Below are 24212 nucleotides of genomic sequence, written 5' to 3'. Positions count from 1 at the left end.
CCGTGCGATGGCTCAGCGACGAGCAGCAGCAGGTCTGGCGCGACTACCTGCTGGTGACCGACCGGTTGCGGGCCGCAATGGCCCGGCAGCTGCAATCCGACTGCGGGCTGTCGCTGTCCGACTACGACGTGCTGGTCGTGCTGTCGGAGCGGGGGCCGATGCGCATCACCGACCTGGCGCGGCTGATCGGCTGGGAGCAGAGCCGGCTGTCCCACCAGCTGCGCCGGATGCGGGAGCGCGGGCTGACCGAGCGGCACGGCGACGCCGACGACCGGCGGGGCGCCACGGTGACGATCACGACCGCGGGCGCGGCGGCACTGTCGGCGGCCGCGCCGGGACACGCCGAACTGGTGCGCTCGGTGATGTTCGACGGGCTGTCCGCGCGGCAACAGCGCGTCTTCGGGGCGGTGCTCGAGACGATCCTGCACCGGTTGGCCGCTACGGAGCGTTGAGTACCTCGGGCAGTCCGAACTTGGCGAAGAAGCGGTCCTCTTTGAACGCCACCACGTGGGCGATGCCGTTCGGGCGGACGTCGAGCACGTGCAGCTGGAACGCCTCGTGGCGACCGGTCTGCGGATTGCGCATGTACATCGCCGCTGCGGGCTGACCGTTGGCGGTGGTCAGCAGGAAGCGCATGTCGCCGGGGTTCTCGGCCGGGCAGTGCGTCTTCGACAGCGTGACGATGTCGGCGGGGCTCCGGTACCAGGTGTCGAACGGGGGCATCTCCCACACGGCGTCGGCGGTGAACAACTCGACCAGCCGGTCGATGTCGTAGTCCGCGAACGCCGAGGTGTAGCGCGCCAGCAGGTCGGCGACCTCGGGGCTCTCGGGCTCCAGGCGCGGGCTGTCCAGTTCGGGCCGGACCTCGTCGAGCTGGGCGCGAGCCCGTTGCAGCAGGCTGTTGACCGCCGCCGTGGACGCGCCGATCGCCTCGCCGACCTCGGCGGCCTTCCACTGCAGCACCTCCCGCAACACCAGCACGGCCCGTTGCCGCGGTGAAAGATGTTGCAGCGCAGCGATGAAGGCCAGCCGCACGGACTCGCGGGACTCGGCGATCACCGACGGGTCCGACGGGTCCTCGCGGGGCGCGTCGGGCAGCGGTTCCAGCCAGGTGATCTCGTGCCGATCGAAGATCTCTCCGGTCGGGTCGGCCGCCGGCTGACCGAGGCCGCTGGGCAGCGGCCGGCGCTGGCGCCCGTCGAGCGCGGTCAGGCAGGTGTTGGTGGCGATGCGGTACAGCCAGGTCCGCACCGAGGACCTGCCCTGGAAGTTCGCGAACGATTTCCACGCGCGCAGGTAGGTCTCCTGCACCAGGTCCTCGGCGTCGTGCAGCGAGCCGGTCATCCGGTAACAGTGCGCGAGCAACTCGCGCCGGTACTGCTGGGCCTCGGCGAGGAAGGCGTCTTCGGTACTGGTGTCGTGAACTGCCGAAACGGTCACGTTGTGCAGCTTACGCAAGCCGACCGACAAACGAGAGTGCCCGAGAACGGCCCGGGCGGCGGCGGCCCGATAGGCTTCCCGGAATGGCCGTCAACCACAGCGAACACAGATTCGACGGCGTCGGTGCAGTACCGATCGTCTACGACGTGTGGACCCCGGATCCCGAGTCCGGGAGCACACCCCGCGGGGTGGCCATCCTCGCCCACGGGTACGCCGAACACGCCCGCCGCTACGACCACGTCGCCGCACGGTTCGCAGCCGCCGGCCTGATCACCTACGCGCTCGATCACCGCGGGCACGGGCGCTCCGGCGGCAAGCGGGTCTATCTGCGCGACATCTCCGAGTACACCGCGGACTTCCACACCCTCGTCGGAATCGCGGCCCGCGCGCACCCGAACCTGCCGCGCGTGGTGGTCGGCCACAGCATGGGCGGGGCGATCGTGTTCGCCTACGGCACCGACCGGCCCGACGACTACCACGCGATGGTGCTGTCGGGCCCGGCCGTCGACGCCGCCGCGTCGGAGCCCGCGGTGAAGGTGGCGCTGGCCAAGCTCGTCGGGCGGTTGGCGCCGAGTCTGCCGGTGCAGGATCTGCCCGCCGACGCCGTGTCGCGTGATCCGCAGGTGGTCGCCGCCTACGAAGCCGATCCGCTGGTGCACCACGGCAGGCTGCCCGCCGGCGTCGCGCGCGCGTTGATCGGAGTCGGCGAGACGATGCCGCACCGCGCCGCCGCGCTCACCGCGCCGCTGCTGGTGGTGCACGGCGAGCAGGACCGTCTGATCCCGGTGCAGGGCAGCAGGCGCCTGGTCGAGTGTGTCGGCTCGACCGATGTCGCCCTGAAGGTCTACCCGGGGCTGTACCACGAGGTGTTCAACGAGCCCGAACAGGTCGTGGTGCTCGACGACGTGACCGCCTGGATCGAGTCGCAGTTGTGAAAGCGCTTGCCGCGCTGATGGTCTCGGCTGTCGTCTGGACAGCCGTGACGGGGTGTTCGTCGGACGGACCGGCCGGGGCCGGCTGGACCGACGAGGAGGTGACGTTCGACGCCGACGGGCTGACCGTGCACGGCACCTACCGGCACCGCGGCGACGATCCGGGACCGGCCGTGCTGCTGATCTCCGAGAGCGGCAACACCGACCGCAACGGCGACAACCAGGTCGCCGGCCCGATCGGCAACATGCGCCAGCTCGCCGAGCTGCTCTCCGAGCGCGAGGTGGCGAGCCTGCGCTACGACAAGGTCGGGACCGGCCGCACCGGGCTGGGCCGCTATGCGGCGGATCCGGCCGCGGTGGTCAGTGCCGTCTACACCACCGGCGCCCGCGCGGCGGCGACGTTCCTGGCTGCACAGCCTGGCACCGAACGGCTGTCGGTCTACGGGCTGGGCGAGGGTGCCATCCACGCGATGACGCTGGCCGGCGACGACGGGGCACAGGCTCCGAAGGTCCACTCCCTGGGGCTCTTCCAGCCGCTGCCGGGCCGCTACCTCGACATCATCACCGCACGCGTCGAGGCCGACGGGGCGCCGGAGACGATGGCCACCTGGCGGTCGGCCGTCGAGCAGATCCGCGCCACCGGCACGGTGCCCGAGGACCTGCCCGACGGGCTGACCGCGATCGTCAACGCCGGCAATGTCGCCGCGGTGGCCGAAGCCGACAAGATCGACCCGCTGGCCCTGGCGGCCGAGGTACCGCCGGGCACACCGGTGCTGCTGACGTGTTCGGACGCCGACAGCCAGGCCCGCTGCGACGCGATCCGCCCGCTGGCCGACGCGCTGAGCCACACCGACCTCACACTCGTCGAACTGACCGGCGTGAATCACGTGCTGCGCGACGACCCGAGCGACAGCATCGCCAACTACGCCAGCAAGGAGCCGCTCTCGCCGCAGGTCGTCGCGACACTCGACGAGTTCGTCGGCAAGTGACCTGTGGATGAATTCGGTTGTGGGGATAGGAGAGTCGGCCCGACGATGAGATGTCTCAGCCGAGCCCTACGGTCGTCGTCATGAGTACCGACGAGAAGATGCTGGCCCGGATCGCCGCGCTGTTGCGCCAGGCCGAGGGCACCGACAACCCGCACGAGGCCGAGGCGTTCATGGCGGCCGCGCAACGGCTGGCCACCGCGACGTCGATCGACCTCGCCGTGGCGCGCAGCCACGGCGCGCAACGCACCGCGGCGCAGACCCCCGTGCAGCGCACGGTCACCATCGGGGAGGCGGGTGCGCGGGGCCTGCGTACCTATGTGCAGCTGTTCGTGCTGATCGCCGCGGCCAACGACGTCAAGTGTGACATCGCGTCGAATTCGACGTTCGTGTACGCCTACGGCTTCGCCGAGGACATCGACGCGACGCAGGCGTTGTACAGCAGCCTGGTGCTGCAGATGGTGCGGGCGTCCAACGAGTACATCGCCTCCGGCGCGCACCGGCCGACACCCACGATCACCGCGCGCATCAACTTCCAGCTCGCGTTCGGGGCGCGGGTCGGCCAACGGCTCGCCGAGGCGCGCGAACAGGCCCGCCAGGAAGCCACCGCAAGCCCTGCCCGCCACCCCGGTACGGCGATCGCGTTGCGCAACAAGGACCTCGAGCTCAAGGACTACTACCGGCAGACGTCGAAGGCGCGCGGGACGTGGCGCGCGACCAGCGCGACGGCGGGTTACTCGTCGGCGGCCCGGCGGGCGGGGGACCGGGCCGGACGCCGCGCCAAGCTGGGCGGGGACGGCGAGCTGGCGGGAGCGCGCTCGGCGCTGGAACGGTGAGCCGCGACAGCCAGCGCGCAAAGGTCTATGCCGCAGAACAATTCGTGCGGACCATGTTCGACCGCGCTGCCGAACGCAACAACCCCGTCGTGGAATTCTTCGGTACGGCGCTGACGCTGCCGCCCGAGGCGAGGTTCGCGTCCGCGGCCGCCGTGCAGACCTACGTCGACGACGTGCTGGCCCACCCCGCGGTACGACGACGATGGCCGGATGCCGCCCCGCTGCGGGTGCGGCCGCGGCGAGGCGTGGGCGCAGCGCACTACGAGCGCGCCGAAGACGGCGCGGTGGTCGCCGTGCCCGACCAGCGCAGCGGCTGGGCCTTGCGAGAACTGGTGGTGCTACACGAGATTGCCCACCACCTCTGCGACGCTGACCCGCCGCACGGTCCGGCGTTCGTTGCGACGTTCAGCGAGCTGGCCGGTGCGGTCATGGGCGCCGAGGTGGCCCATGTCCTGCGCGTGGTCTACGCCCAGGAGCGGGTCACGTAGCGTCGGGAGTGTGACCACCCCTGACCGGATGCCTGACTGGGCCGCGTTCGACGATCTGCTCACCCGGCTGCTGTACACCGAGGACGACGCGTTGCGCGGGGCGCGCGAGGCGGCCGACGCCGCGGGCATGCCGCCGATCGAGGTGTCCGCTCAGCACGCCAAACTGCTGTCGCTGCTGGTGCGCATGGCCGGCGCCCGGCGGGTGCTGGAGATCGGCACGCTGGCCGGGTACAGCACCATCGCGCTGGCGCGAGCCGTCGGCCCCGACGGCGCGGTGGTCACACTGGAATTCGAGCCGGCCCACGCCGAAGTGGCCCGCGCCAACCTCGAGCGCGCCGGCGTCTCCGACCGCGTCGAGATCGCCGTCGGTGCGGCGCTGGACACCCTGCCCACCCTGCAGGGCGGCGAACCCTTCGGGTTGGTCTTCATCGACGCCGACAAGGAGAACAACGTCGCCTATGTGGAATGGGCGATCCAGCTGGGCGCACCGGGCACGGTCATCGTCGTCGACAACATCGCCCGCAACGGCCGGGTGCTCGAGCCCCGACCGGACGACCAGCAGGCCCGCGCCGTGCGCGACATGCTCGAGATGATGGGTGCGCACCCTCGGCTCGACACCGCCGCCATCCAGACCGTCGGCACCAAGGGCTGGGACGGTTTCGCGATCGCGCTCGTCTCGCAGCCGAGCTAGCAGGTTTCCGGCAGCGGCGCGTTCGGGTATGCCCCCGCGCATGTGGACGGTCAGCAGGGACATCGAGGCGCCCGCGGACACGGTGTGGCAGATCCTCGTCGACCTCGAGGCCTGGCCGCAGTGGGGTCCGACGGTCACCGGAGCCACGCTCGACGGCGCCGGTTTCGAACTGGGCGCGACCGGGCGGGTGTGGACGCCCGTCGGGGTCCCGTTGCCCTTCACCATCAGTGAACTCGATCCCGGCCGGATGTGGGGCTGGCGGGTCGCGGGCGTGCCGGCCACCCGCCACGGCGTCGAACCGGGCGGGCAGCGGTGCCGGGCCTGGATGAGCGCCCCGGTGTGGGGGCCGGCGTATCTGCCGGTGCTGGCGACGGCGTTGCGGCGCATCGAGAAGATGGCCGTGGACGCCGCGGGTGGGAGACCGCAGCCTCCGCAGGTCACCGGTCGGCCCTGACCGCTGTTTCAACCAGCGGCAATCGGGCTAATCTGCCCGCCATGGCCATCACCGAGTCCCGCGAGATCGTCATCGAGGCCACCTCGGACGAAATTCTCGCGGTGCTGTTCGACATCGAGACCCTGCCGGACTGGTCGTCGGCCCACGAGCGGGTCGAGGTCCTCGAGCGCGACGAGCAGGGCAGGCCGAAGCGGTCCCGCCAGGTCGTCAAGATCGTCGGCGTCAGCGACGAGCAGATCCTCGACTACGAGGTGCACGACGACGGGGTCAGCTGGACCCTGGTCAGTTCCAAACAGCAGCGGGCGCAGGACGGCCGCTACACCTTGGTGCCCGACCGCGACGGAACGCGGGTGCGCCTGGAACTGACGGTCGACACCACCGTGCCACTGCCCGGTTTCCTGATCCGCAAGGGTGCGCAGGGCCTGATGGACACCGCCACCAAGGGGCTGCGCAAGAGAGTGCTCCAGGTCAAGCGTTCGTGATGCCTCAGTTCAGGTGAAACGTCGTCGTCTCCGCGACGGATCGTCGCTTCATCGGTGGCAGGGGGTCCCCGGACGCCCGCCCGAGCCGCAACAGCGCCTGCGGATAGGCCTCGCCGTCGAACACCTCACAGGCCAGGGCGAGCCGGTTACGGGCATCGCGGAGCGGCTCGGTCAGCGGACACGAGGCCAGCCCGAGGGCGGAGGCCGACAGCGTCAGGTCACTGAGCGCCTCCCCGGCGCGTAACCGGTCCGCGTCAGTGTCGGTGGCGGTCGCCAGCACCAGCATGGTGGCGTCGTCGCCCGGGTGCCCCGGCCTGTCGTCGCCGTAGCGCAGCGCGAACTCGGTGTCACCGAGGCGGGCCCACCGCACCGTCGGCACCACCGCCAGGTGGACGCCGAAACGTTCCGCGCGGAGCACGAGCAGCTCGATCGTGCCCGGGGGCAGCGCACCGGCGTAGGGCCGGCGGTCGGCGCGCCGCCGGACGATGGCCTCCGCCAGCTCCAAGCTGCCCGGCGCGCGTCGCTCCAGCTCGATGGTCGCCAGCAGGCCGTCATCGCCGGGGGACGGACGTGCGTCGGGGAACCGATGGATCCGACTCGACCAGCCCGCGGCCGCCAGCGCGACTGCGCAGTGGTGCAGGACGGCGCCGCAGCTGAGCACCACATCGCGGCGGTCGGAGTCGCTGTCACCGAGGCGGCGCTCCCAGTCGGCGAACAGCTGCACGCCCCGCCGGTCGACGTGCCACCGCCACGGCTGCGCGTTGCGCGCCGACGGGGCATGGGCCGCCAGGTCCAGCGCGCGTTCCAGCACCGCGGCATCGGGGAACGCCGTGGCCAAACCCCTCACCTCCTGACGCCGAAACCATGGGGTACGGCGCCATTCTAAGAGCTGTCAGCAGGGGGATTCAGAGAGGAAATTGTGACGTCACAGGCGCAGCCGTCACCGGACGCTCGGCGAGCCGGCGCTTCCCTACGTCTAGGTGCAGACCGCGCCGACCGCCGCCGAACCCACCAGCTTGGTGTACTTGGCCAGCACGCCGGTGGTGTAGCGCGGTGGCAGCGGCTCGAAACCGGCTTTGCGCGCGTCGAACTCGTCGGCGTCGACCAGGATGTCGAGCGTGCCGTTGGCGACGTCGAGGCGAATCCGGTCACCGTCACGGACGAACGCGATCGGCCCGCCGTCGACGGCCTCCGGGGCGATGTGGCCGACGCACAGACCGGTGGTGCCGCCGGAGAACCGGCCGTCGGTCATCAACAGCACGTCCTTGCCGAGGCCGGCGCCCTTGATCGCGCCGGTGATGGCGAGCATCTCGCGCATGCCGGGACCGCCCTTGGGGCCCTCATAGCGGATGACGACCACGTCGCCGTGGGTGATGGTGCCGTCTTCGAGCGCGTCCAGCGCGGCCCGCTCCCGCTCGAAAACCCGTGCGGTGCCTTCGAACACATCGGAGTCGAATCCGGCGGACTTGACCACCGCGCCCTCGGGCGCCAGCGAGCCGTGCAGGATGGTGATGCCGCCGGTGGGGTGGATCGGGTTGGTCATCGCCCGCAGCACCTTGCCGTCGGGATCCGGCGGCTCGATGTGGGCCAGGTTCTCGGCCATCGTCTGACCGGTGACGGTCAGGCAATCCCCGTGCAGCAGACCGGCGTCCAGCAGGGCTTTCATCACCACGGGCACCCCGCCGATCTCGTCGACGTGCTTCATCACGTGCCGGCCGAACGGTTTGACGTCGGCCAGGTGCGGCACCTTCTGCCCGATGCGGGTGAAGTCCTCCAGCGCCAGTTTGACATTGGCCTCGTAGGCGATGGCCAGCAGGTGCAGCACGGCGTTGGTGGATCCGCCGAAGGCCATCACCACCGCGATCGCGTTCTCGAAGGCCTCCTTGGTCAGGATGTCGCGGGCGGTGATGCCGCGGCGCAGCATCTCGACCACGGCCGCACCGGACCGGCGTGCGTACTCGTCCCGACGTCTGTCGACCGCGACCGGAGATGCGCTGCCCGGCAGCGACATTCCGAGCGCTTCGGCCGCGGAGGCCATGGTGTTGGCGGTGTACATGCCACCGCACGCGCCCTCGCCGGGACAGATCGCGCGCTCGATGATGCCGACGTCCTCCCGGGACATCAGGCCGCGTGCGCAGGCGCCGACGGCTTCGAAGGCGTCGATGATGGTGACTTCCTTCTCACTGCCGTCGGTGAGCTTGGCGACGCCGGGCATGATCGAGCCGTTGTAGAAGAACACCGAGGCCAGGTCCAGGCGCGCCGCGGCCATCAGCATGCCGGGGATGGACTTGTCGCAGCCGGCCAGCAGCACCGTGCCGTCGAGGCGTTCGGCCTGCACCACGGTCTCGACGCTGTCGGCGATCACCTCGCGGGACACCAGTGAGAAGTGCATGCCCTCGTGGCCCATCGAGATGCCGTCGGAGACCGAGATGGTGCCGAACTCGAGCGGGAAGCCGTCGGCTTCGCGCACACCGGCCTTGACGGACTGGGCCAGCCGCTGCAGTGACATGTTGCACGGGGTGATCTCGTTCCACGACGAGCCGACACCGATCTGCGGTTTGGCCCAGTCGTCGTCGCCCATCCCCACCGCGCGCAGCATGCCGCGGGCCGCGGCCTTCTCGAGACCGTCGGTGACGTCGCGGCTGCGCGGCTTGATGTCGGGGCTGGCCTGGGTGGGGTCTGCGGGCATGGCCTCGATTATGCGCCTGGCATTTGCCGCGACAAAACCGATGACGATACCCCCGCGGGGTACTTGTACGCTGTCTGCATGAGACGGATGATCGCGCGGGTCTGCGTCGCGCTGGTGCTGTTGACGCCCGTCGGGTGCGGCGGTTCGGCGCCGGAGGGGGACAGCGCCGGCCAGAGCACCCTGGAGTCGCCGGTGATCTCCGGCGAGCCGGCCGGGTTCGACGCCGACGACGTGGCGTTCGCCACCAACATGGTGACCCACCACAAGCAGGCCATCGAGCTGTCGGAGCTGGTGTCCGAACGTTCCACCAATCCGCAGGTGCAGGCGCTGGCCGAGCAGATCGCCACAGTCCAGCAACCGGAGATCAACGTGCTCAACGTGTTGCTGGTGCAGTGGAACGAGAACCCGGAGGCCGGCGAGGCGGATGGCCACGCCGCGCACACGTCGATGCCGGGGATGGTCGACGCCGCGACGATGGAGCGGTTGCGGTCGCTGAGCGGCCCCGAGTTCGACACACTGTGGTTGGCGTCGATGATCGACCACCACCGGGGAGCCGTCGAGATGGCCAAGGCCCAGATCGCCAACGGCGCCAACGTGGACGCCATCGCGATGGCCCGCCAGATGGTGGCGACGCAGGAGGCCGAGATCGAACAGATGAGACAACTGCAGAAGGAGCTCGGGTGACTGATCCGGTAGACGCCGGGGCGTCCGAAGCCGAAGCCCCGCATGGCTATTCGGCGCAGAAGGAGAACTACGCCCGACGCCTGCGGCGCATCGAGGGGCAGGTGCGGGGCATCGCGAAGATGATCGACGAGGACAAGTACTGCATCGACGTGCTGACCCAGATCAGCGCGGTCAACAGCGCGCTGCAGTCGGTGGCGCTGGGGCTGCTCGACGAGCACCTGGGCCACTGCGTGAGCCACGCGGTCGCCGCGGGCGGCGCCGAGGCCGACGCCAAGCTCGCCGAGGCGTCGGCGGCCATCGCCCGGTTGGTCCGCTCCTAACCGAGCGCGTCTTCGATCCGCGCGACCTTGGCCTCGAGTTGGCCGGTGTAGCCCGGGCGGATGTCGGCTTTGAGTACCAGGCTGACCCGCGGAGACCGGGCCGCCACGACATCGACAGCCCGCTTGACGACGGCCATCACCTCGTCCCACTCACCCTCGATGTTGGTGAACATCGCGTTCGTCTCGTTGGGCAGGCCCGAGGCGCGCACCACGCGGACCGCCTCGGCGACGGCCTCACCGACCCCTCCGGTGTCGTCGCCTCCGGAGGGACTGATGCTGAACGCCACGATCATGGCGCCGAGCCTACGTCGCGCTCGGCGTAACGTCTGGCGGCCCGCGCGCGATGATCACTGCAGGTCACGGCTGCGGCCTGGCCCTCGCATGCCCGCGGCACGGAGTTTCGAAGCCTGATGCTGTGCCACACTGGGGGAAGTCGCTGAACTGGAGGTATTTATGCGGCAGCGCAACAAAGTCCGGACGATGGCCCTGGTGATGGCATCCGCCGTCGTGGCAGTGCTGACCCTGGGCGCGCCGTCGGCGCTGGCCCAGCCCGGCATCGCACCGGTTCCGCCGCCTGCGGACCCCGGAGTGCCGCCGCCGCCGAACCCGGTCGGCCTGCCCGCCCCGGGCGGCCCGACCGCCGCAGACCCGCTGGCGGTGGTCCCCGGCCAGCCGATGGCGATCCCGGAGGGCACCCCCGCCGGGCAGAACCCCACCCCGTTCGTCGGTCAACCGCCGTTCGTGCCGCCGTCCTTCAACCCGGTCGACGGTGCGCTGGTCGGCGTGGCCAAGCCGATCATCATCAACTTCCAGCGGCCCATCGCCAACCGTCCGATGGCCGAGGGAGCGATTCACATCTCGTCGAACCCGCCGGTGCCGGGACGCTTTTACTGGATCAACGACACGCAGGTGCGGTGGCGTCCGCAGGACTTCTGGCCGGCCCACACCACGGTCAACATCGACGCCGCCGGCACCAAGTCCAGCTTCCGCGTCGGCGAGTCGCAGGTCGCGACCATCGACAACAACACCAAAGAGATGGAAGTCATGATCAACGGTGAGCTGGTCAAGACCTTCCCGGTCTCGATGGGCAAGCCCGGCTATGACACCAAGAACGGCACCTACTACGTGCTGGAGAAGTTCGCCGACATGGTGATGGACTCCTCGACCTACGGGGTGCCCGTCGACGACCCGTCCGGCGAGGGCTACAAGATCAAGGTGCAGGACGCGGTCCGCATCGACAACAGCGGGATCTTCGTGCACAGTGCCCCCTGGTCGGTGGGTTCGCAGGGCAGCTCCAACGTCAGCCACGGCTGCGTCAACCTCAGTCCGGCCAACGCCCAGTGGTTCTTCGACACCTTCGGCAGCGGTGACCCGGTGGTCATCAAGAACACCGACGGCGGGTGGTACACCCAGCAGGACGGCGCCCACGATTGGCAGCTGTTCTGACCTGCCAGCTGTTCTGACCCGGTAGTTCCGCCCCGCGCGGTGTGACCGTGCCACCATGGGGTCAGGCCGATGGCCGCCTGTGACTGTCGGCACTGAGTTCAGGGTGGGCCGATGCCCGGTGACGGCAAGGCGGTGGCGCGCAAGGTCGCGGTGCTGGTTGCGGTGCTGCTGAGCGCGCTCGCGCTGCGCGGCTACCTGCCGGGCGACCAGCCGGACCCGCCCCCGCGCCAACCCGACGAGGGCCGCGGTGGCGGCTCGGCGGTCGCGGTCGTCGCGATGTTCGCGGTGGCGCTGGCGATCATGACCCTGGCGGTGTTCGCCCAACCGCGTCGCCGGCGCGCCGGGCACACCGAGGAACCGCCGCGCCGCAGAGGTGGTGCCGGCGGGCCGCTGCGCTGGCGCCTGTTGGCCTTCGCCGCCGTGGTGATGCTGGTGTGGCTGGCTGTGCTGCTGTTGCTCCAGCGCTGGGAGGTCGACGTCCCAGACGCCGACGGGGCCGCCGCGGGCGGGTCGCCGCCCGACGATGCCGGCGGCGCCGACCCCGGAACCACCCCGCCCGCAGAGGGCTCCGACACCCTTTTCGGGTACTTCCTCGCCGGGACCATCGCGATGTTGCTGTTGTCGATCGTGGCGGGCATCCGCGGCCGCCGCGGCCGGCCCGCGCCGGCACCGCCGGTCGACGACGACGGACACCTCGTCGCAGAGCCTCCGAGCGCCGGGGCGCCCGACCTGGCGCGGGCGGCCGAACTCGGCCTGGCCGAGATCGGTGACCGCAGCCGCGATCCGCGCGACGCCATCATCGCCTGTTATGCCGCGATGGAAAGAGAACTGGAGAAATCGCCGGACGCCAGCCCCCGTGCCTCCGACACCCCGTCGGAGGTGCTGGCGCGCGCCGTGGAACGCCGAGTGCTGCGCGCCGGCAGCGCCGCCGAGCTCGTCGAGTTGTTCGAAGAGGCCAGGTTCAGCCGCCACGTCATGACCGAGCAGCACCGCGACGACGCGCTCGTGGCGCTGCGGTCGGTACAGCGCGAACTCCAGGAGGCGCAGTGACCAAACTCGTCATCGGCGGGACCGTGCTGGTGGTCGCCGCGCAACTGGTGGCCCTGATGCTGGCGGACCGGCAGCTCGCGGTGCCGGCGGCCGGGGTGGCCGTGGCGGCCGGCGTGCTCACCGCCGGGTGGCGGCTGTCGCATCCCCCGCAGGAGGCCGAGGACGCCGCCGCCGACGGAGCCGATGCGGCGCTGCAACGGTGGTTGTCGCGCACCGAGACACTGATCTCGTGGTCGGAGTCCACCCGCGCCGACTGGGACCGCCGACTGCGACCGCTGTTGGCGCGGCAGTTCGAGCTTGCGGCGGGAACGCGGAAAGCAAAGGACGCACGAGCTTTTCAGGCCAGCGGCCGGATGCTGTTCGGCCCCGAGCTGTGGGCGTGGGTCGACCCCGAGAACATCTCCCGGACCGGGAGCCGGGAGCCCGGCCCCGGGCGGGACACCCTCGACGAGATACTCCGACGTCTGGAGCAACTGTGAACACACTGGCAACCACCACGGCGCGATGCGAAGCCGTGCTCGACGAGATCTCCGAGGTGGTCGTCGGTAAACGGGCTGCGCTCAACCTGATCCTGACCACCGTGCTCGCGCGCGGCCACATCCTGGTGGAGGACCTACCGGGGCTGGGCAAGACCCTGATCGCGAAGTCCTTCGCCGCGGCGCTCGGGCTGGACTTCACGCGCGTGCAGTTCACCCCCGACCTGCTGCCCGCCGACCTGCTCGGCGCGACCATCTACGACATGACCTCGGGCCGTTTCGAATTCCGCCGGGGTCCGGTCTTCACCAACCTGCTGCTCGGCGACGAGATCAACCGCACCCCGCCCAAGACCCAGGCGGCGCTGCTGGAAGCGATGGCCGAGCGGCAGGTCAGCATCGACGGCGTGACCCACCGGCTGCCGGCGCCGTTCCTGGTGCTGGCCACCGACAACCCCATCGAGTACGAAGGCACCTATCCGCTGCCCGAGGCACAGCTCGACCGTTTCGCGATCCGCCTGGAGTTGAAATACCTGACGGCGCAGGAGGAAACGACGATGCTGCGGCGCCGCCTGGAGCGCGGCTCGGCGGACCCCACCGTCCGGCAGGTCGTCGACGCACAGGATGTGCTGGCCATGCAGGAGGCGGTGGAACAGGTCAGCGTGCACGACGACGTGCTGCAGTACATCGTCGCGTTGGCCGCCGCGAGCCGTAACCACCCGCAGGTGTCGGTCGGGGTGAGTCCGCGCGCCGAGCTCGACCTGGTCCAGCTGGCCCGCGCACGGGCGCTGCTGCTGGGGCGGGACTACGTGGTGCCCGAGGATGTCAAAGCGCTGGCGGTGTCCACGATGGCGCACCGGATCAGCTTGCGGCCGGAGATGTGGGTGCGGCGGGTCCAGGGCGCCGACATCATCGAGGATCTGCTGCGGCGCACCCCGGTTCCCCGCACGCACGAGTCCCGATGAACCCGGACCACGCCGTCATCGCCGACCTGCAGTGGCGTGCCTCGGCGTTGACCCGCACACTCGCGGCGTGCGCCGGCGTGGCGCTGGTCGGTGCACTGGTGGCCGGGCGCTGGGATCTGGTGGTGTTCGCCGCGCCGTTGCTGGGCGTGCTGTGCTCGTTGTCGTGGCAGCGCCACCTGCCCACCGTCCGGGTGCACGCGGACCCGTCGCTGCAGCGGTGCTTCGAGGGCGATGCGGTGCGGGTGGCCCTGACGGCCGACGCCGACGACGGCAGCGCCGTGCAGGTCCGGTTCTCGACGCTGCCGGACGCCGACCTCGAGGTGTGCGACGACGGGACGCCGGCCACGGTGTCGGTCAGCGCCGCGCGGTGGGGCCGCTACCCGGTCCGGGTGGAGGTGGGCGTGTCGGCGCGCGGCGGACTGCTGCGCGGCACCGGGGTGGTCGACGCCGCACAGGTGTTCGTGTTCCCGGTGGCGTTCGCGCAGTCGACCCCGATTCCGCGCAGCGAGCTGCTCGATCGGCTAGGCACGCACCTGACCCGCCACATCGGGCCCGGCGTCGAGTACGCCGACATCCGTCCCTACGTGCCCGGAGACCAACTCAGAACAGTGAACTGGCCGGTCAGTGCGCGGCGGGGCGCGCTGCACGTCACCGAGCGGCTGACCGACCGCGCCGCCGACGTGGTCGTGCTGTTCGACGTGTATCGGCAGCCACCAGGTCCGGCGACGCTGGCGACCGAGCGCGCGGCCCGGGGCGCCGCGCAGGTGGTGCAGAGCGCACTGCGCTACGGCGACCGCGCCGGTCTGGTCGCGCTGGGTGGACGCCAGACCCGTTGGCTGGGCGCCGATATCGGGCAGCGGCAGTTCTACCGCATCCTCGACACCATGCTGGGTGCGGCCGACACCTTCGAGACGGCGTCCGGCACTCTGGCTCCGCGCCCGGCCGTCCCGGCCGGGGCGATCGTGGTGGCCTTCTCGACCATGCTGGACACCGAGTTCGCGCTGGCGTTGATCGACCTGCGCAAACGCGGGCACGCGGTCATCGCGGTCGACATCATGCAGGGATGCCCGATTCCCGACGTCGATGATCCGCTGGTGGAACGCATGTGGGGATTGCAGCGCTCCTTCATGTACCGGGACATGGCCACCGTCGGGGTCGACATCGTGGCGTGGCCGGAGTCGGCGACCCTGGATCAGGCGATGACGCTGATGCCCAACCAGCGAGGCGCCCGGTCATGACGGCGTGGTGGGCCCTGTGGTTCGGGATCGTGATGGTCGCCGCCGCGACGCCGGGTGCCGACACGGCGGCGCTGGCGGTGGCTGCTGCGGCGCTGATCGCGGTGCTGGCGTCGGTGTGGTGGCGGGCGGCTGCGACGATCGCGGTGCTGCTGGCCACGGCCACGGTGCTGCTCGGGGAGCCGGCGCCGATGTACACCGCACTGGCCGGGCTGTCCGCGGCCGGCTATTTGGTGTTGCGGCACAACGACGGTCGGGCGCCGGCGCCGGCACTGCTGGCCGCCGTGGGGTTCGCCGCGGCCGCCGCCCTGGTGGTGGTGATACCGCTGCACGTGCCGTGGCTGCCGCTGGCCGCCCCGCTGGCGGCGTTCGGGGCCGTGGTGCTGGCGCTGAGTCCCTTGCTGCGGGACGGGTCACCGCCCGGTTAGGAGAACGAGCCTGCCGTGACGGGCTTGCAGGCGGGGCCGGTGTGGGTATTGGTCGGGTCGAAATTGCCGCCCCACGGGTTCGAGCGGCTGAGTCCTTGGGCCTGCCAACCGTCGGACCCCACCCACTCGGGTCCCGCCTCCTCGGCCAGCTGATGGGGCACACCCATGTCGGAACTGCGGACATCGGAGGTGCCCATCGTGCCGACGCTGGTCATGCACGGCTTGCTGCCCGCCACGCTGGCCGACTGCTCCGAGCGCACCTGCCCGTCCCCCGAGATCTGCGCGGGCGCAGGATCATTCGGGTCGGCGTGGGCCACGGCCAGGCCGGGGGCCAGGACGGTCGCGACGAGGACGACGGTGATCGACAGAGCGGGGCGGATCGACATGCGCGGATCGCTTTCTGCAGCGCCGAACCAGCGCACAGCAAACCAGCCGTCGGCGGTGACGGTGGGTCGCCGGCGCCGCTCGACGAATTGCGGCCGGTGAATGTGGCTACCAGGAACTGCTACCCATCGAGGCTATGAGCGCCCCGGTGGCCCGTCCACGTGAGCCAGCGGTTCGGCAGCGAACTTTCAGCAGCCGGACAGGTTCACGTCCGACACGGGTCGCTCAGTTCCAGATGCGCACCCGGCGTTGCGGTTCGAGATACAGCGCGTCGTCGCTGTCGACGTCGAAGGCCTCGTAGAACGCGTCCATGTTGCGGATCACACCGTTGCAGCGGAACTCGGGCGGCGAATGCGGATCCACGGCCAGGCGGCGAAGCGCCTCGGCCTCCCGGGACTTCGTGCGCCACACCTGGGCCCAGCCGTAGAAAACTCTCTGCACACCCGTCAGGCCGTCGATCACCGGGGCCGGCTCACCCTGCAGCGAGAGCCGGTAGGCCAGCAGCGCGATGGACAGCCCGCCGAGGTCGCCGATGTTCTCGCCGACGGTGAAGGCGCCGTTGACGTGAGCGTCGTGCTGCCCCGCCAGTGCACGCGGGACGAAGTGCTCGTACTGCTCGATCAACGCCTTTGTGCGGGCGCCGAATTCGTCACGGTCGGCGTCGGTCCACCAGTCCACCAGGTTGCCGTCGCCGTCGTACTTGGCGCCCTGGTCGTCGAATCCGTGGCCGATCTCGTGGCCGATCACCGCGCCGATACCCCCGTAGTTGGCGGCGTCGTCGGCCTCGGCGTCGAAGAACGGCGGCTGCAGGATCGCGGCCGGGAAGACGATCTCGTTCATCCCGGGGTTGTAGTAGGCGTTGACGGTCTGCGGCGTCATGAACCACTCGTCGCGGTCCACCGGGCCGCCCAGCTTGGCCAGGTCGCGGTCGTATTCGAGGGCGTAGCCGCGCAGGTAGTTCCCGTACAGGTCGGCGCGGTCGATCACCAGCGTCGAGTAGTCGCGCCACTTCGGCGGATAGCCGATCTTGGGGGTGAACTTGTCGAGCTTGGCCAGTGCCTTCTGCCGGGTCTGCGGCGTCATCCAGTCGAGCTCGGTGATGCTGACCCGGTAGGCCTCGCGCAGATTGGCCACCAGCTCGTCCATCCGCGCCTTGGCGTGCGGCGGGAAGTGCCGCTCGACGTAGAGGCGACCCACTGCGTCGCCCATCAGGCTCTCGACCACCGACACGCCGCGCTTCCACCGGGCCCGGATCTCCTCGGTGCCCGACAGCCGGCGCCCGTAGAACTCGAAATCGGCGGCGACCAGCTCGTCGGTGAGCAGTGACGCGCGGGCCCGGATGACGCGCCAGCGCAGCCAGTTCTTCCAGTCCTCGAGCGGCTCGGAGGTCCACAACGCGGCGAACGCGGTCAGGAAGTCGGGCTGGCGGACCACCACCTCGGCGGCCCGCTCCGGGTGCGCGCCCAGCGCGGTGAGCCACCCGGTCCAGTCGAAGCCCGGCGCCTCACCGGTCAGGTCCGACAGGCGGCGCAGGTTGTAGGTCAGGTCGGCGTCGCGGCGTTTGACGACGTCCCAGTGCGCCGCGGCGATCTTGGTCTCCAGCGCGACGATCGCCGCCGCGGTGGCGGCATGGTCACCGGCCGGGCCGCCGAAGACCAGGGCCAGCATCGAGGCGATGTGGTCCGGGTAGGCCGCCAGGATGCCGGCGTGCTGCGGCTCGCGGTAGTAGGACTCGTCGGGCAGCCCGATGCCCGACTGCGTCAGGTGCAGCAGGTAGCGGCTGGAGTCCTTGGAGTCGGTGTCGACGTACAGACCGGTGCCGCCGCCGGCCCCGGTGCGCTGCAGGGTTCCCATCACCGCGGCCAGCGCCTCGACTGAGTCGGCGGCATCGATGCCCGCCAGTTCGTCGAGCAGTGGCGCCAGGCCGCGTTCGCGGATGGTCTGCTCGTCCATGAAGCTGGCGTACAGGTCGCCGATGCGCTGCGCGTCGGGGTCGGCCGTGGTCGATCCCGCGGCTGCCGACTCCGCGGCGCTGGTGATGATCTCGCGGATCTGTTCCTCGGCGCGGTCGTAGAGGGTGCGAAACGCCCCGTCGGTCGCCCGGTCGGCGGGGATCTCGTACTCGGCCAGCCAACGGCCGTTGACGTGACCGAACAGGTCGTCCTGCGGGCGGGCCGAGGTGTCGACGTAGCTCAGGTCGAGTCCGGATCGAAGCGTCGTCGGGTTCGTCGCGGGGGTCGCTGCTGTTTCTACCGTCACCCCACCAGCCTGCCAGAAGTCCGGCGGGGCTCCCGGTGCTGCCGCACAGGTACTCTCACGCGCATGCCCGACGACGAGCAGGAGCCCCAGCCGGAAACCGGGGTGTTCTCCGGTTTCGGTGTCGCGTCGGCGGTGCTCGGGGTGGTGGCCGTCGTCGCCGTGGCGGTGGGCGTGTGGATCTGGAGCGGCCACCGCGCCGAGACCGCCGAGATCGATCACCGCACCGCGGTGTTGCAGACCGCCGCCGAATGGACCGGGGTGCTGGTCAACATGAACAAGGACACCGTCGATGCCGACCTGGCCGCGCTGCACGAAGGCACGGTCGGACAGCTCAACGTCGACTTCGAGGCCTCGGTGGAGCCGTTCCGGCGCCTGGTGCAGACCTTGCAGTCGCGCACCTCCGGCCAGGTGAACTCGGTGTCGCTGGAGGAGATCCACCACGAGCAGCCCGACGACCGCAGCCCCGACGGCGGCCCCGACGCGGGCGACGAGCTGACCGGGTTCGCGACGCGCACCGACACCGTGCTGGTCATCGCGACCTCGGTCAGCGAGAACGCCGGCACCGAGACGCCCCAGACGGTGCGGTGGTCGCTGCGGCTGGACGTGGCCGAGGTCGACGGCGAGCTGGCGATCTCCGGGCTGGAGCGGATCCGATGAGGAACCGGCTACGCGTCCTGGCGTTCGACGTGCTGGCCCCGCTGGCCGCCGTCGTCGCGCTGACCTACATCGGTGTGGCGCTGGCGTGGCCGCGCTGGTGGGTCGCGGTCTTCTCGGTGCTGTGCCTGCTGATCGTCGAGGGCGTGGTCCTCAACTTCGTGCTGGCCCGGCGGGACGCGGTGACCATGGGCACCGACGACGACGGGCCCGGCCTGCGGTTGGCGGTGGTCGGCACCGCCACCGCGGTACTGGTGGCGGCCGCGGTGGTCGGCTACACCCAGTGGACGATCCCGGCCCGCACGCTGCAGGCGGACACGACGGAGGTCGCCGGGATCGCGAGCAGCGTCGCCGAGGCCTCGGCGACCTTCACCCCGCAGAACCCGACCGCGTCGATCGACCGGGCCGCCGGCCTGATGTCCCCCGAGAGCGCCGAGCGCTTCCGCGCCGATTTCGCCGGCGTCGCGCAGGACCTGGCCGGACGCAACGTGTCGGCGCAGGCGCGCACGGTGTCGGCGGGTGTCGAGGCGATCGGCCCGGCGGCGGCGAGCGTGGCGGTGGTGCTGCGCAGCACGCAGAACTCGCCGGGCAATCCGCCCGACAGCGCGGTGCTGGCCCTGCGGGTGACGCTGACCAAGACCGACGGCCGCTGGCTGGTGGTCGACGTCAGCCCGCTGCACACCCGGTAGGCCGGCGTCGCGTCACTGACGCTGCTGGCGCATCTTGGCGAAACGCTCCGAGAGCCGGCCCATCCGGATCATCAACGACGCCGACGGGCTGACCGTGCCCTGCAGATAGGCGGTGAACTGGTCGACGGGCACGCCGATGCGGGACGCGAACTCCTGTTCGCCGAGCCCGGACCGCTCGAGCAGCAGGTGCACGTGGCGCGCCACCTCGCCGCGCTCGTTGGCCTCGAGATGTTCGCGGGTGCGCACCAGCACCTCGGCCATGGCCCGCGAGACCCCGTAGGGCGCAGAGGTCTCCAGCACCTCTTCGACCTGGCGGGCGGTGCGGCCGAACGGGTCCCGTTTGATCGCGACGACGATGCGCTGCCACACCGCCATGTCGTCGTTCTCCAGCGCGGAGCGGATCGCCGCGGTCGGCCAGAACTCGACCGGCCGGTCGCTGGGTATCGAGGAATTGTGGGGCTCCGCGCCGCGAATGTCCCCCGTCACCTCAGGGGCCACCGTCACCTCGCTTCCTCCAGCATCGCCACCGCCACCGACAAGCAGCGCTGCCTGACCTTCGCCCACCGTGCCTCCGCGTCGGCTCCCGACGTCGCGATGTCGGGGCCGTCGGTCGGGGCCGGGTCGGCCAGGCGGCGCACCAGCTGGGTTGCCACCCAGTGGTCACGTGCCGGTTGACCACAGTAGTACCGGTCCATGCCGGCGAGCACTTCCGCCGCGGTGTGGACGTCCATCGAATCGACCAACTCGGAGAATTCCTCGAAGTCACGGCTGCGGTTGCGCTGCAGGATCAGGTAGCCCTTCAGCCGGAGCGTCTCCGCGCCGGTGGGGATCTGCAGCCGGTCCCCGGTGGGCAGCAGCACGTTGGTGGTCTCCAGCGGGGAACGGCGGGTCAGCAGCCGGTCCGCGTCGGTGGCGGCGTCGGCCACCCGCAGCGCGTCGAGCGCGACGTCGAGCCGGCCGCGCCACATCGTCACCGGGTGCTTGGGCAGTTTCACCGCGACGGTCTTGCCGTGGGCCCGGTTGCCGACGGTGCCGGTGACGCGGGCCTCCCGGCGTCTGATCTGGGCCGGGGTCAGCTTCCCGGCGGGGTGACAGCCACTGAATGCCAGCGGGTCGGCCACCGTGATCGCTTGCGGCACCAGGGTTTTCAACTTGGCCGCGGACTTGACCACGGTGCGCAGGTCGTTGCCGGACGGAGCCAGCGCGGAGATGTCGTCGGGGATGATGATCAGGTCCCCGATGTCGGCCTTGGGCAGCGGCTTCTCGAAGTCGACCGACGGCAGGATCCGGTCCAGCCACCGCGGCAGCCACCAGTTCCACTCGTCGAACATCGCCATCAGCGCGGGCACCAGCACCAGGCGCACCACCGTGGCGTCGACCGCGATCGCGACCGCCGACGCCACGCCCAGCTGCGCGACCAGCGGCATCCCGGCGAACGCGAACCCGATGAACACCGCGATCATGATCAGTGCGGCGCTGGTGATGGTCCGGGCGCTGGTGGACACGCCGTAGGCCACCGCATCGCGGGTGTTGCCGGTCTGCAGGAACCGCTCCCGGATCCGGGTGAGCAGGAAGATCTCGTAGTCCATCGACAGGCCGAAGGTCAGCGCCAGCACCAGCGGCGGAATCGTGCTGTCCAGCGACGAGATCGGTTCGAATCCGAGACTCGACAGCCAGCCCCACTGGAAGACCACGACGAGGCTGCCGTAGGCGGCGGCCACCGACAGCACCGTCATCAGCACGCCTTTGAGCGCCAGGAAGACCGAACGGATCGCGACCAGCAGCATCACGAACGCGATCAGCGCCACGAAGCCGAACACCAGCGGCTGGGTGGTGGCGACCCGATCGTCGAAGTCCTTGATCAGCGCGGTGGGTCCGCCCACGTCGATCTTGGCGCGGTCGCCGGCCACCGGCGGCAACTGTTCGCGCAACCACTCGACGGTCTCGCGGGCCCCCATGTCCTCCGGGTCGACCGACAGCACCGCCGACAGCAGCGCGATGCGGTAGTCGGTGCCGAACACCGGCGGTGACACCGAGACCGTGTTGGGCGCCTGCGACATCCGCTGCCGGATCTCGTCGAGCAGCGGCTCCTTGGCCGGCGCGGAGGCGGCGTTGCCGTCGGGGAACGTGACAAGCACGCGCACCGGCCCGAGCGCCCCAGGCCCGAGCGCGACGGCCGCGGCGTTCACCCCGCCCCGGATCTCGTGGGTGGGCTCGAACTGGCGCTGCATGCTGTTGCCCAGCGTCATCGAGAACGCCGGAGCGGCCAGGACCAGCAGCAGCGTCGCCGCGGCCAGCGCCGACGCCCACGGCCGGCGCATCACCCAGCCGGTCCACCGGGTCCAGAACCGCGACTGCGTCGCCTCCCCGCGGCGCCCCCACTGCAGATACGACGAGCGGCGCGCGGCCCGGCGGCCGAACGTGGCCAGCACCGCCGGCGTCAGCGTCGTCGACGTCAGCACCGCGACCGCCACCGCGAGGATCGCGCCGGTGGCCATCGACTGCAGCACCGGGGTGTTGATCAGGTACAGCCCGGTGACCGACGCGATCACGGTCAGACCCGACAGCACCACGGCGAGCCCGGAGGTCGCCATCGCCGCGTCGGCGGCGTCCTCGGGTTCTCGCCCGGCGCGCAGCTCCTCGCGGTAACGCATCAGGATGAACAACGAGTAGTCGATGGCCACGGCGATGCCGAACATCGACACCGTCGAGGTCACGAACACCGACATCGTGGTGTACATCGACAGGATGAAGACCATGCCCATCGTGACCGCGACGGTGCAGATTCCGAGCAGCAGCGGCATCGCGGCGGCGGCCAGCGAACCGAACACGGCCAGCAGGATGAGCAGGACGATCGGAAAGTTCCACTTCTCGGCCTGCGCGATGTCGTGCTTGGTGGCCAGCGATGCCGCGGCGCCGAGTGCGCCCTGCCCGATGACGTAGAGCCGGACCTTGCCGTTCTCCATCTCGCCGGGCTCGTCGCCGGAGATGCCGACTTTCTCGCGCAGCTGGTTGGCGACGTCGACCGCGCCGGTGTTCTCGAAGTCGAGCTGCAGCGTGACGACGTAGGGCCGGTCGGGGCGGGGCGGAGGTTGTTGCGGGTTGGGCGCCACGGTGACGCTGGGCACCTCGGCGGCCAGGCGCTCCAGGTACGCGACGGCGGAGTTCATGTCGTCGAAGGACGCGTCCGGTCGCGGCGCCGCCACCAGCGCCAGCGGGGATGCGCCCTGATCGGGGAACTGCGCTTCGAGCTGGTGCTGGACATACAGCGACTGCGAACCCGCGACTTCGAACCCGCCACCGGTGAGATGGCCGGACTGATTCATCGCGAGATAGACCGACGGCACCAGCAGCAACACCCAGACCGCGAACACCGCCCAGCGGAATCTGCGCAGTGTGCTGCTCACGCGCATCATGAACTGCTGGATGGACGTCCCCGCTTTCTGCCTGGCGTTTTCGTAGCGAGAGCGTACAGCAGCTTGCTGTAAGGTGTCGGCCCGCTCGAGAGCTGCCAGAGATGCCTCATCGAGCCCTCATCAACGCGGCCGCCACCGGCTCCGTTGGTGCGCTGTGCTGGTTCGATGGCAGGATGGCCGGCGACGGTCGGGGAGGCTTTGCTACTGATCCCAACGGGTTCGCCGCCGCGTGGTGTTGGCGAACTGTGAGGAGTTCGTCATGAAATCGGTTCCGAACACGGTCGGTCGGCTGCCCCGCGCGGCGCTGGCGGCGGCCGCGTGCGGCGCTGCGCTGGCCGGCCCGGCGGTGCCCACCGCCACGGCCGCGCCGGACCCGTGCGCCGCGAGTGCGATCGCCAAGACCGTCGGCATGGTGGCCGTCCACACCGGCAACTACCTCGACGCCAATCCCGACACCGACGAGGCGCTGACCGCGATCTCGCAGCAGCCGAGCGGGCCGCAGTCCGTCGCGGCGGCCAAGGCGTATTTCGACGCGAACCCGACCGTCGCATCCGACCTGCAGAAGTTGCAGCAACCGCTGACCTCGCTGGCGGGGCGCTGCCGGCTGCCGATCGACATGCCGCAGATCCTCGGCCTGCTGCAGGCCACGCAGCAGAACGTCACGGTGCCCGTCGGGACGACCTCGCAGCGCTGACCGGCACCGGGATTGCACGCATGCCGGGAAAGTAGGCTGCCGTTCTGCTTAGCTTCCCTAGGATGGGTTCGACCGGTGACCGTTTCAGGTGCCCGGCTGCCATTCCGTCGATAAAGGAGCGTGAATGTTGTTTCCGGCCTCTACCGCACGTCGGCTCGCCGTAGGCGCGTTGAGCGCAGGCGCGTGCGCCGGCGCCATGTTGTTCGGAGCCCTGCCCACGGCGTTCGCTCAGCCCGACCCGCCGAACTGCACGGCGGCCGACTTCTCGGGCGTCGCCGCCGGGGTGTCCGCGTCGTCGTCGGCCTACCTGTTCACCCACCCCGAGGTCAACGCGTTCTTCACCGACCTGCACGGTCTGCCCCGCAACGAGATCCACGACAAGGTGGTCGAGTACATGAACGCCAACCCGCAGGTTCGCGATGAGCTCACGGCGATCCGCAAGCCGCTGCACGACCTGAAGCTGCGCTGCGGCTTCACCCCGGAGACCCTCGACACGCCGTCGGATTACACCTCGTAG

General features: G+C 70.5%; 28 protein-coding genes. 20 read left to right on the top strand and 8 right to left on the bottom strand.

The features are described 5' to 3' along the window. Positions 1-2: 2 nt before the first annotated feature. Positions 3-452: a MarR family winged helix-turn-helix transcriptional regulator gene (locus G6N31_RS20435; protein WP_098000248.1), complete on the top strand. Its 450-nt coding sequence runs from the start codon at positions 3-5 to the stop codon at positions 450-452. On the opposite strand, the gene G6N31_RS20430 is transcribed toward G6N31_RS20435, so the two are convergent. Continuing rightward, a complete protein-coding gene (locus tag G6N31_RS20430; protein ID WP_098000250.1) occupies positions 439-1470 on the bottom strand; it encodes a sigma-70 family RNA polymerase sigma factor in 1032 nt (343 codons plus the stop codon). The genes G6N31_RS20435 and G6N31_RS20430 overlap by 14 nt on opposite strands. 53 nt (positions 1471-1523) lie before the next feature. Between G6N31_RS20430 and G6N31_RS20425 the strand changes: the two genes are divergently transcribed. The 7 genes from G6N31_RS20425 to G6N31_RS20395 all read left to right on the top strand — a co-directional run bounded on the left by G6N31_RS20425 (position 1524) and on the right by G6N31_RS20395 (position 6309). Next, positions 1524-2375: an alpha/beta hydrolase gene (locus tag G6N31_RS20425; protein ID WP_098000251.1), complete on the top strand. Its 852-nt coding sequence runs from the start codon at positions 1524-1526 to the stop codon at positions 2373-2375. Beyond that, a complete protein-coding gene (locus G6N31_RS20420) occupies positions 2372-3361 on the top strand; it encodes an alpha/beta fold hydrolase (protein WP_420089905.1) in 990 nt (329 codons plus the stop codon). The genes G6N31_RS20425 and G6N31_RS20420 overlap by 4 nt, the downstream gene beginning before the upstream one ends. A gap of 80 nt (positions 3362-3441) precedes the next feature. Next, complete coding sequence (locus G6N31_RS20415) at positions 3442-4194, top strand: DUF2786 domain-containing protein (protein WP_098000253.1); 753 nt, start codon at positions 3442-3444, stop codon at positions 4192-4194. After that, on the top strand, positions 4191-4682 hold the full coding sequence (locus G6N31_RS20410) for a TIGR04338 family metallohydrolase (RefSeq protein WP_098000255.1): 492 nt from the start codon (positions 4191-4193) through the stop codon (positions 4680-4682). The genes G6N31_RS20415 and G6N31_RS20410 overlap by 4 nt, the downstream gene beginning before the upstream one ends. 28 nt (positions 4683-4710) lie before the next feature. Beyond that, positions 4711-5373, top strand: coding sequence for an O-methyltransferase (locus G6N31_RS20405; RefSeq protein ID WP_098000257.1), 663 nt, complete (start codon positions 4711-4713; stop codon positions 5371-5373). A gap of 28 nt (positions 5374-5401) precedes the next feature. Continuing rightward, positions 5402-5827 carry an SRPBCC family protein gene (locus G6N31_RS20400; RefSeq protein WP_234815117.1) on the top strand — a complete coding sequence of 142 codons (426 nt, stop codon included), beginning with the start codon at positions 5402-5404 and terminating at the stop codon, positions 5825-5827. A gap of 41 nt (positions 5828-5868) precedes the next feature. Beyond that, complete coding sequence (locus G6N31_RS20395; RefSeq protein WP_098000261.1) at positions 5869-6309, top strand: SRPBCC family protein; 441 nt, start codon at positions 5869-5871, stop codon at positions 6307-6309. Positions 6310-6313: 4 nt separating this feature from the next. Here G6N31_RS20395 and G6N31_RS20390 read toward each other — a convergent pair whose 3' ends face one another. Further along, complete coding sequence (locus G6N31_RS20390; protein WP_098000263.1) at positions 6314-7147, bottom strand: nitroreductase family protein; 834 nt, start codon at positions 7145-7147, stop codon at positions 6314-6316. Positions 7148-7285: 138 nt separating this feature from the next. Further along, positions 7286-8998, bottom strand: coding sequence for a dihydroxy-acid dehydratase (gene ilvD / locus G6N31_RS20385; protein WP_098000265.1), 1713 nt, complete (start codon positions 8996-8998; stop codon positions 7286-7288). A gap of 78 nt (positions 8999-9076) precedes the next feature. Between ilvD and G6N31_RS20380 the strand changes: the two genes are divergently transcribed. Together G6N31_RS20380 and ricR are read left to right on the top strand one after the other, a co-directional pair. Continuing rightward, entirely contained in the window at positions 9077-9682 is a 606-nt protein-coding gene (locus G6N31_RS20380; protein ID WP_098000267.1) for a DUF305 domain-containing protein, read from the top strand. Further along, the gene (ricR, locus tag G6N31_RS20375; protein WP_098000269.1) at positions 9679-10002 is read left to right on the top strand and encodes a copper-sensing transcriptional repressor RicR; all 324 of its coding nucleotides are present in this window, start codon (positions 9679-9681) and stop codon (positions 10000-10002) included. The genes G6N31_RS20380 and ricR overlap by 4 nt, the downstream gene beginning before the upstream one ends. On the opposite strand, the gene G6N31_RS20370 is transcribed toward ricR, so the two are convergent. Beyond that, positions 9999-10295, bottom strand: coding sequence for a thiamine-binding protein (locus G6N31_RS20370; RefSeq protein WP_098000271.1), 297 nt, complete (start codon positions 10293-10295; stop codon positions 9999-10001). The genes ricR and G6N31_RS20370 overlap by 4 nt on opposite strands. A gap of 160 nt (positions 10296-10455) precedes the next feature. Here G6N31_RS20370 and G6N31_RS20365 point away from each other — a divergent pair, with 160 nt between their 5' ends. The 6 genes from G6N31_RS20365 to G6N31_RS20340 all read left to right on the top strand — a co-directional run bounded on the left by G6N31_RS20365 (position 10456) and on the right by G6N31_RS20340 (position 15599). Further along, positions 10456-11448, top strand: coding sequence for a L,D-transpeptidase (locus G6N31_RS20365; RefSeq protein ID WP_098000273.1), 993 nt, complete (start codon positions 10456-10458; stop codon positions 11446-11448). A gap of 111 nt (positions 11449-11559) precedes the next feature. Then, complete coding sequence (locus G6N31_RS20360) at positions 11560-12498, top strand: DUF4129 domain-containing protein (protein ID WP_098000275.1); 939 nt, start codon at positions 11560-11562, stop codon at positions 12496-12498. Continuing rightward, a complete protein-coding gene (locus G6N31_RS20355) occupies positions 12495-12977 on the top strand; it encodes a hypothetical protein (protein ID WP_179964210.1) in 483 nt (160 codons plus the stop codon). Before G6N31_RS20360 ends, G6N31_RS20355 begins: the two co-directional genes overlap by 4 nt. Continuing rightward, positions 12974-13936: an AAA family ATPase gene (locus G6N31_RS20350; protein ID WP_098000277.1), complete on the top strand. Its 963-nt coding sequence runs from the start codon at positions 12974-12976 to the stop codon at positions 13934-13936. The genes G6N31_RS20355 and G6N31_RS20350 overlap by 4 nt, the downstream gene beginning before the upstream one ends. Further along, a complete protein-coding gene (locus G6N31_RS20345) occupies positions 13933-15174 on the top strand; it encodes a DUF58 domain-containing protein (protein ID WP_098000279.1) in 1242 nt (413 codons plus the stop codon). The genes G6N31_RS20350 and G6N31_RS20345 overlap by 4 nt, the downstream gene beginning before the upstream one ends. Then, positions 15171-15599 (top strand): hypothetical protein, encoded by a 429-nt coding sequence (locus G6N31_RS20340; protein WP_179964209.1) that lies wholly within the window; start codon positions 15171-15173, stop codon positions 15597-15599. The genes G6N31_RS20345 and G6N31_RS20340 overlap by 4 nt, the downstream gene beginning before the upstream one ends. Here G6N31_RS20340 and G6N31_RS20335 read toward each other — a convergent pair. Then, positions 15596-15985: a hypothetical protein gene (locus tag G6N31_RS20335; RefSeq protein WP_133117644.1), complete on the bottom strand. Its 390-nt coding sequence runs from the start codon at positions 15983-15985 to the stop codon at positions 15596-15598. The genes G6N31_RS20340 and G6N31_RS20335 overlap by 4 nt on opposite strands. A 223-nt stretch (positions 15986-16208) precedes the next feature. Further along, entirely contained in the window at positions 16209-18242 is a 2034-nt protein-coding gene (locus G6N31_RS20330) for a M13 family metallopeptidase (RefSeq protein ID WP_098000283.1), read from the bottom strand. Between the two features lie 63 nt (positions 18243-18305). Here G6N31_RS20330 and G6N31_RS20325 point away from each other — a divergent pair, with 63 nt between their 5' ends. Together G6N31_RS20325 and G6N31_RS20320 are read left to right on the top strand one after the other, a co-directional pair. Further along, positions 18306-18899 carry a hypothetical protein gene (locus G6N31_RS20325; protein ID WP_098000285.1) on the top strand — a complete coding sequence of 198 codons (594 nt, stop codon included), beginning with the start codon at positions 18306-18308 and terminating at the stop codon, positions 18897-18899. Beyond that, positions 18896-19585 (top strand): hypothetical protein, encoded by a 690-nt coding sequence (locus tag G6N31_RS20320; protein ID WP_098000287.1) that lies wholly within the window; start codon positions 18896-18898, stop codon positions 19583-19585. Before G6N31_RS20325 ends, G6N31_RS20320 begins: the two co-directional genes overlap by 4 nt. Positions 19586-19597: 12 nt before the next feature. Here G6N31_RS20320 and G6N31_RS20315 read toward each other — a convergent pair whose 3' ends face one another. Beyond that, positions 19598-20083, bottom strand: coding sequence for a helix-turn-helix domain-containing protein (locus G6N31_RS20315; protein ID WP_179964363.1), 486 nt, complete (start codon positions 20081-20083; stop codon positions 19598-19600). Between the two features lie 2 nt (positions 20084-20085). Continuing rightward, positions 20086-23001: an MMPL family transporter gene (locus G6N31_RS20310; RefSeq protein ID WP_098000291.1), complete on the bottom strand. Its 2916-nt coding sequence runs from the start codon at positions 22999-23001 to the stop codon at positions 20086-20088. A 259-nt stretch (positions 23002-23260) separates the two neighbouring features. Here G6N31_RS20310 and G6N31_RS20305 point away from each other — a divergent pair, with 259 nt between their 5' ends. Next, entirely contained in the window at positions 23261-23695 is a 435-nt protein-coding gene (locus G6N31_RS20305) for a hemophore (protein WP_098000602.1), read from the top strand. 124 nt (positions 23696-23819) lie between these two features. Then, a complete protein-coding gene (locus tag G6N31_RS20300; RefSeq protein WP_098000293.1) occupies positions 23820-24212 on the top strand; it encodes a heme-binding protein in 393 nt (130 codons plus the stop codon).

The organism is Mycolicibacterium duvalii, from assembly GCF_010726645.1.
GTDB classification, from domain to species: domain Bacteria; phylum Actinomycetota; class Actinomycetes; order Mycobacteriales; family Mycobacteriaceae; genus Mycobacterium; species Mycobacterium duvalii.
Note: the sequence above shows the minus strand (reverse complement) of the source record. Positions and strands in the feature narration are given on the sequence as shown.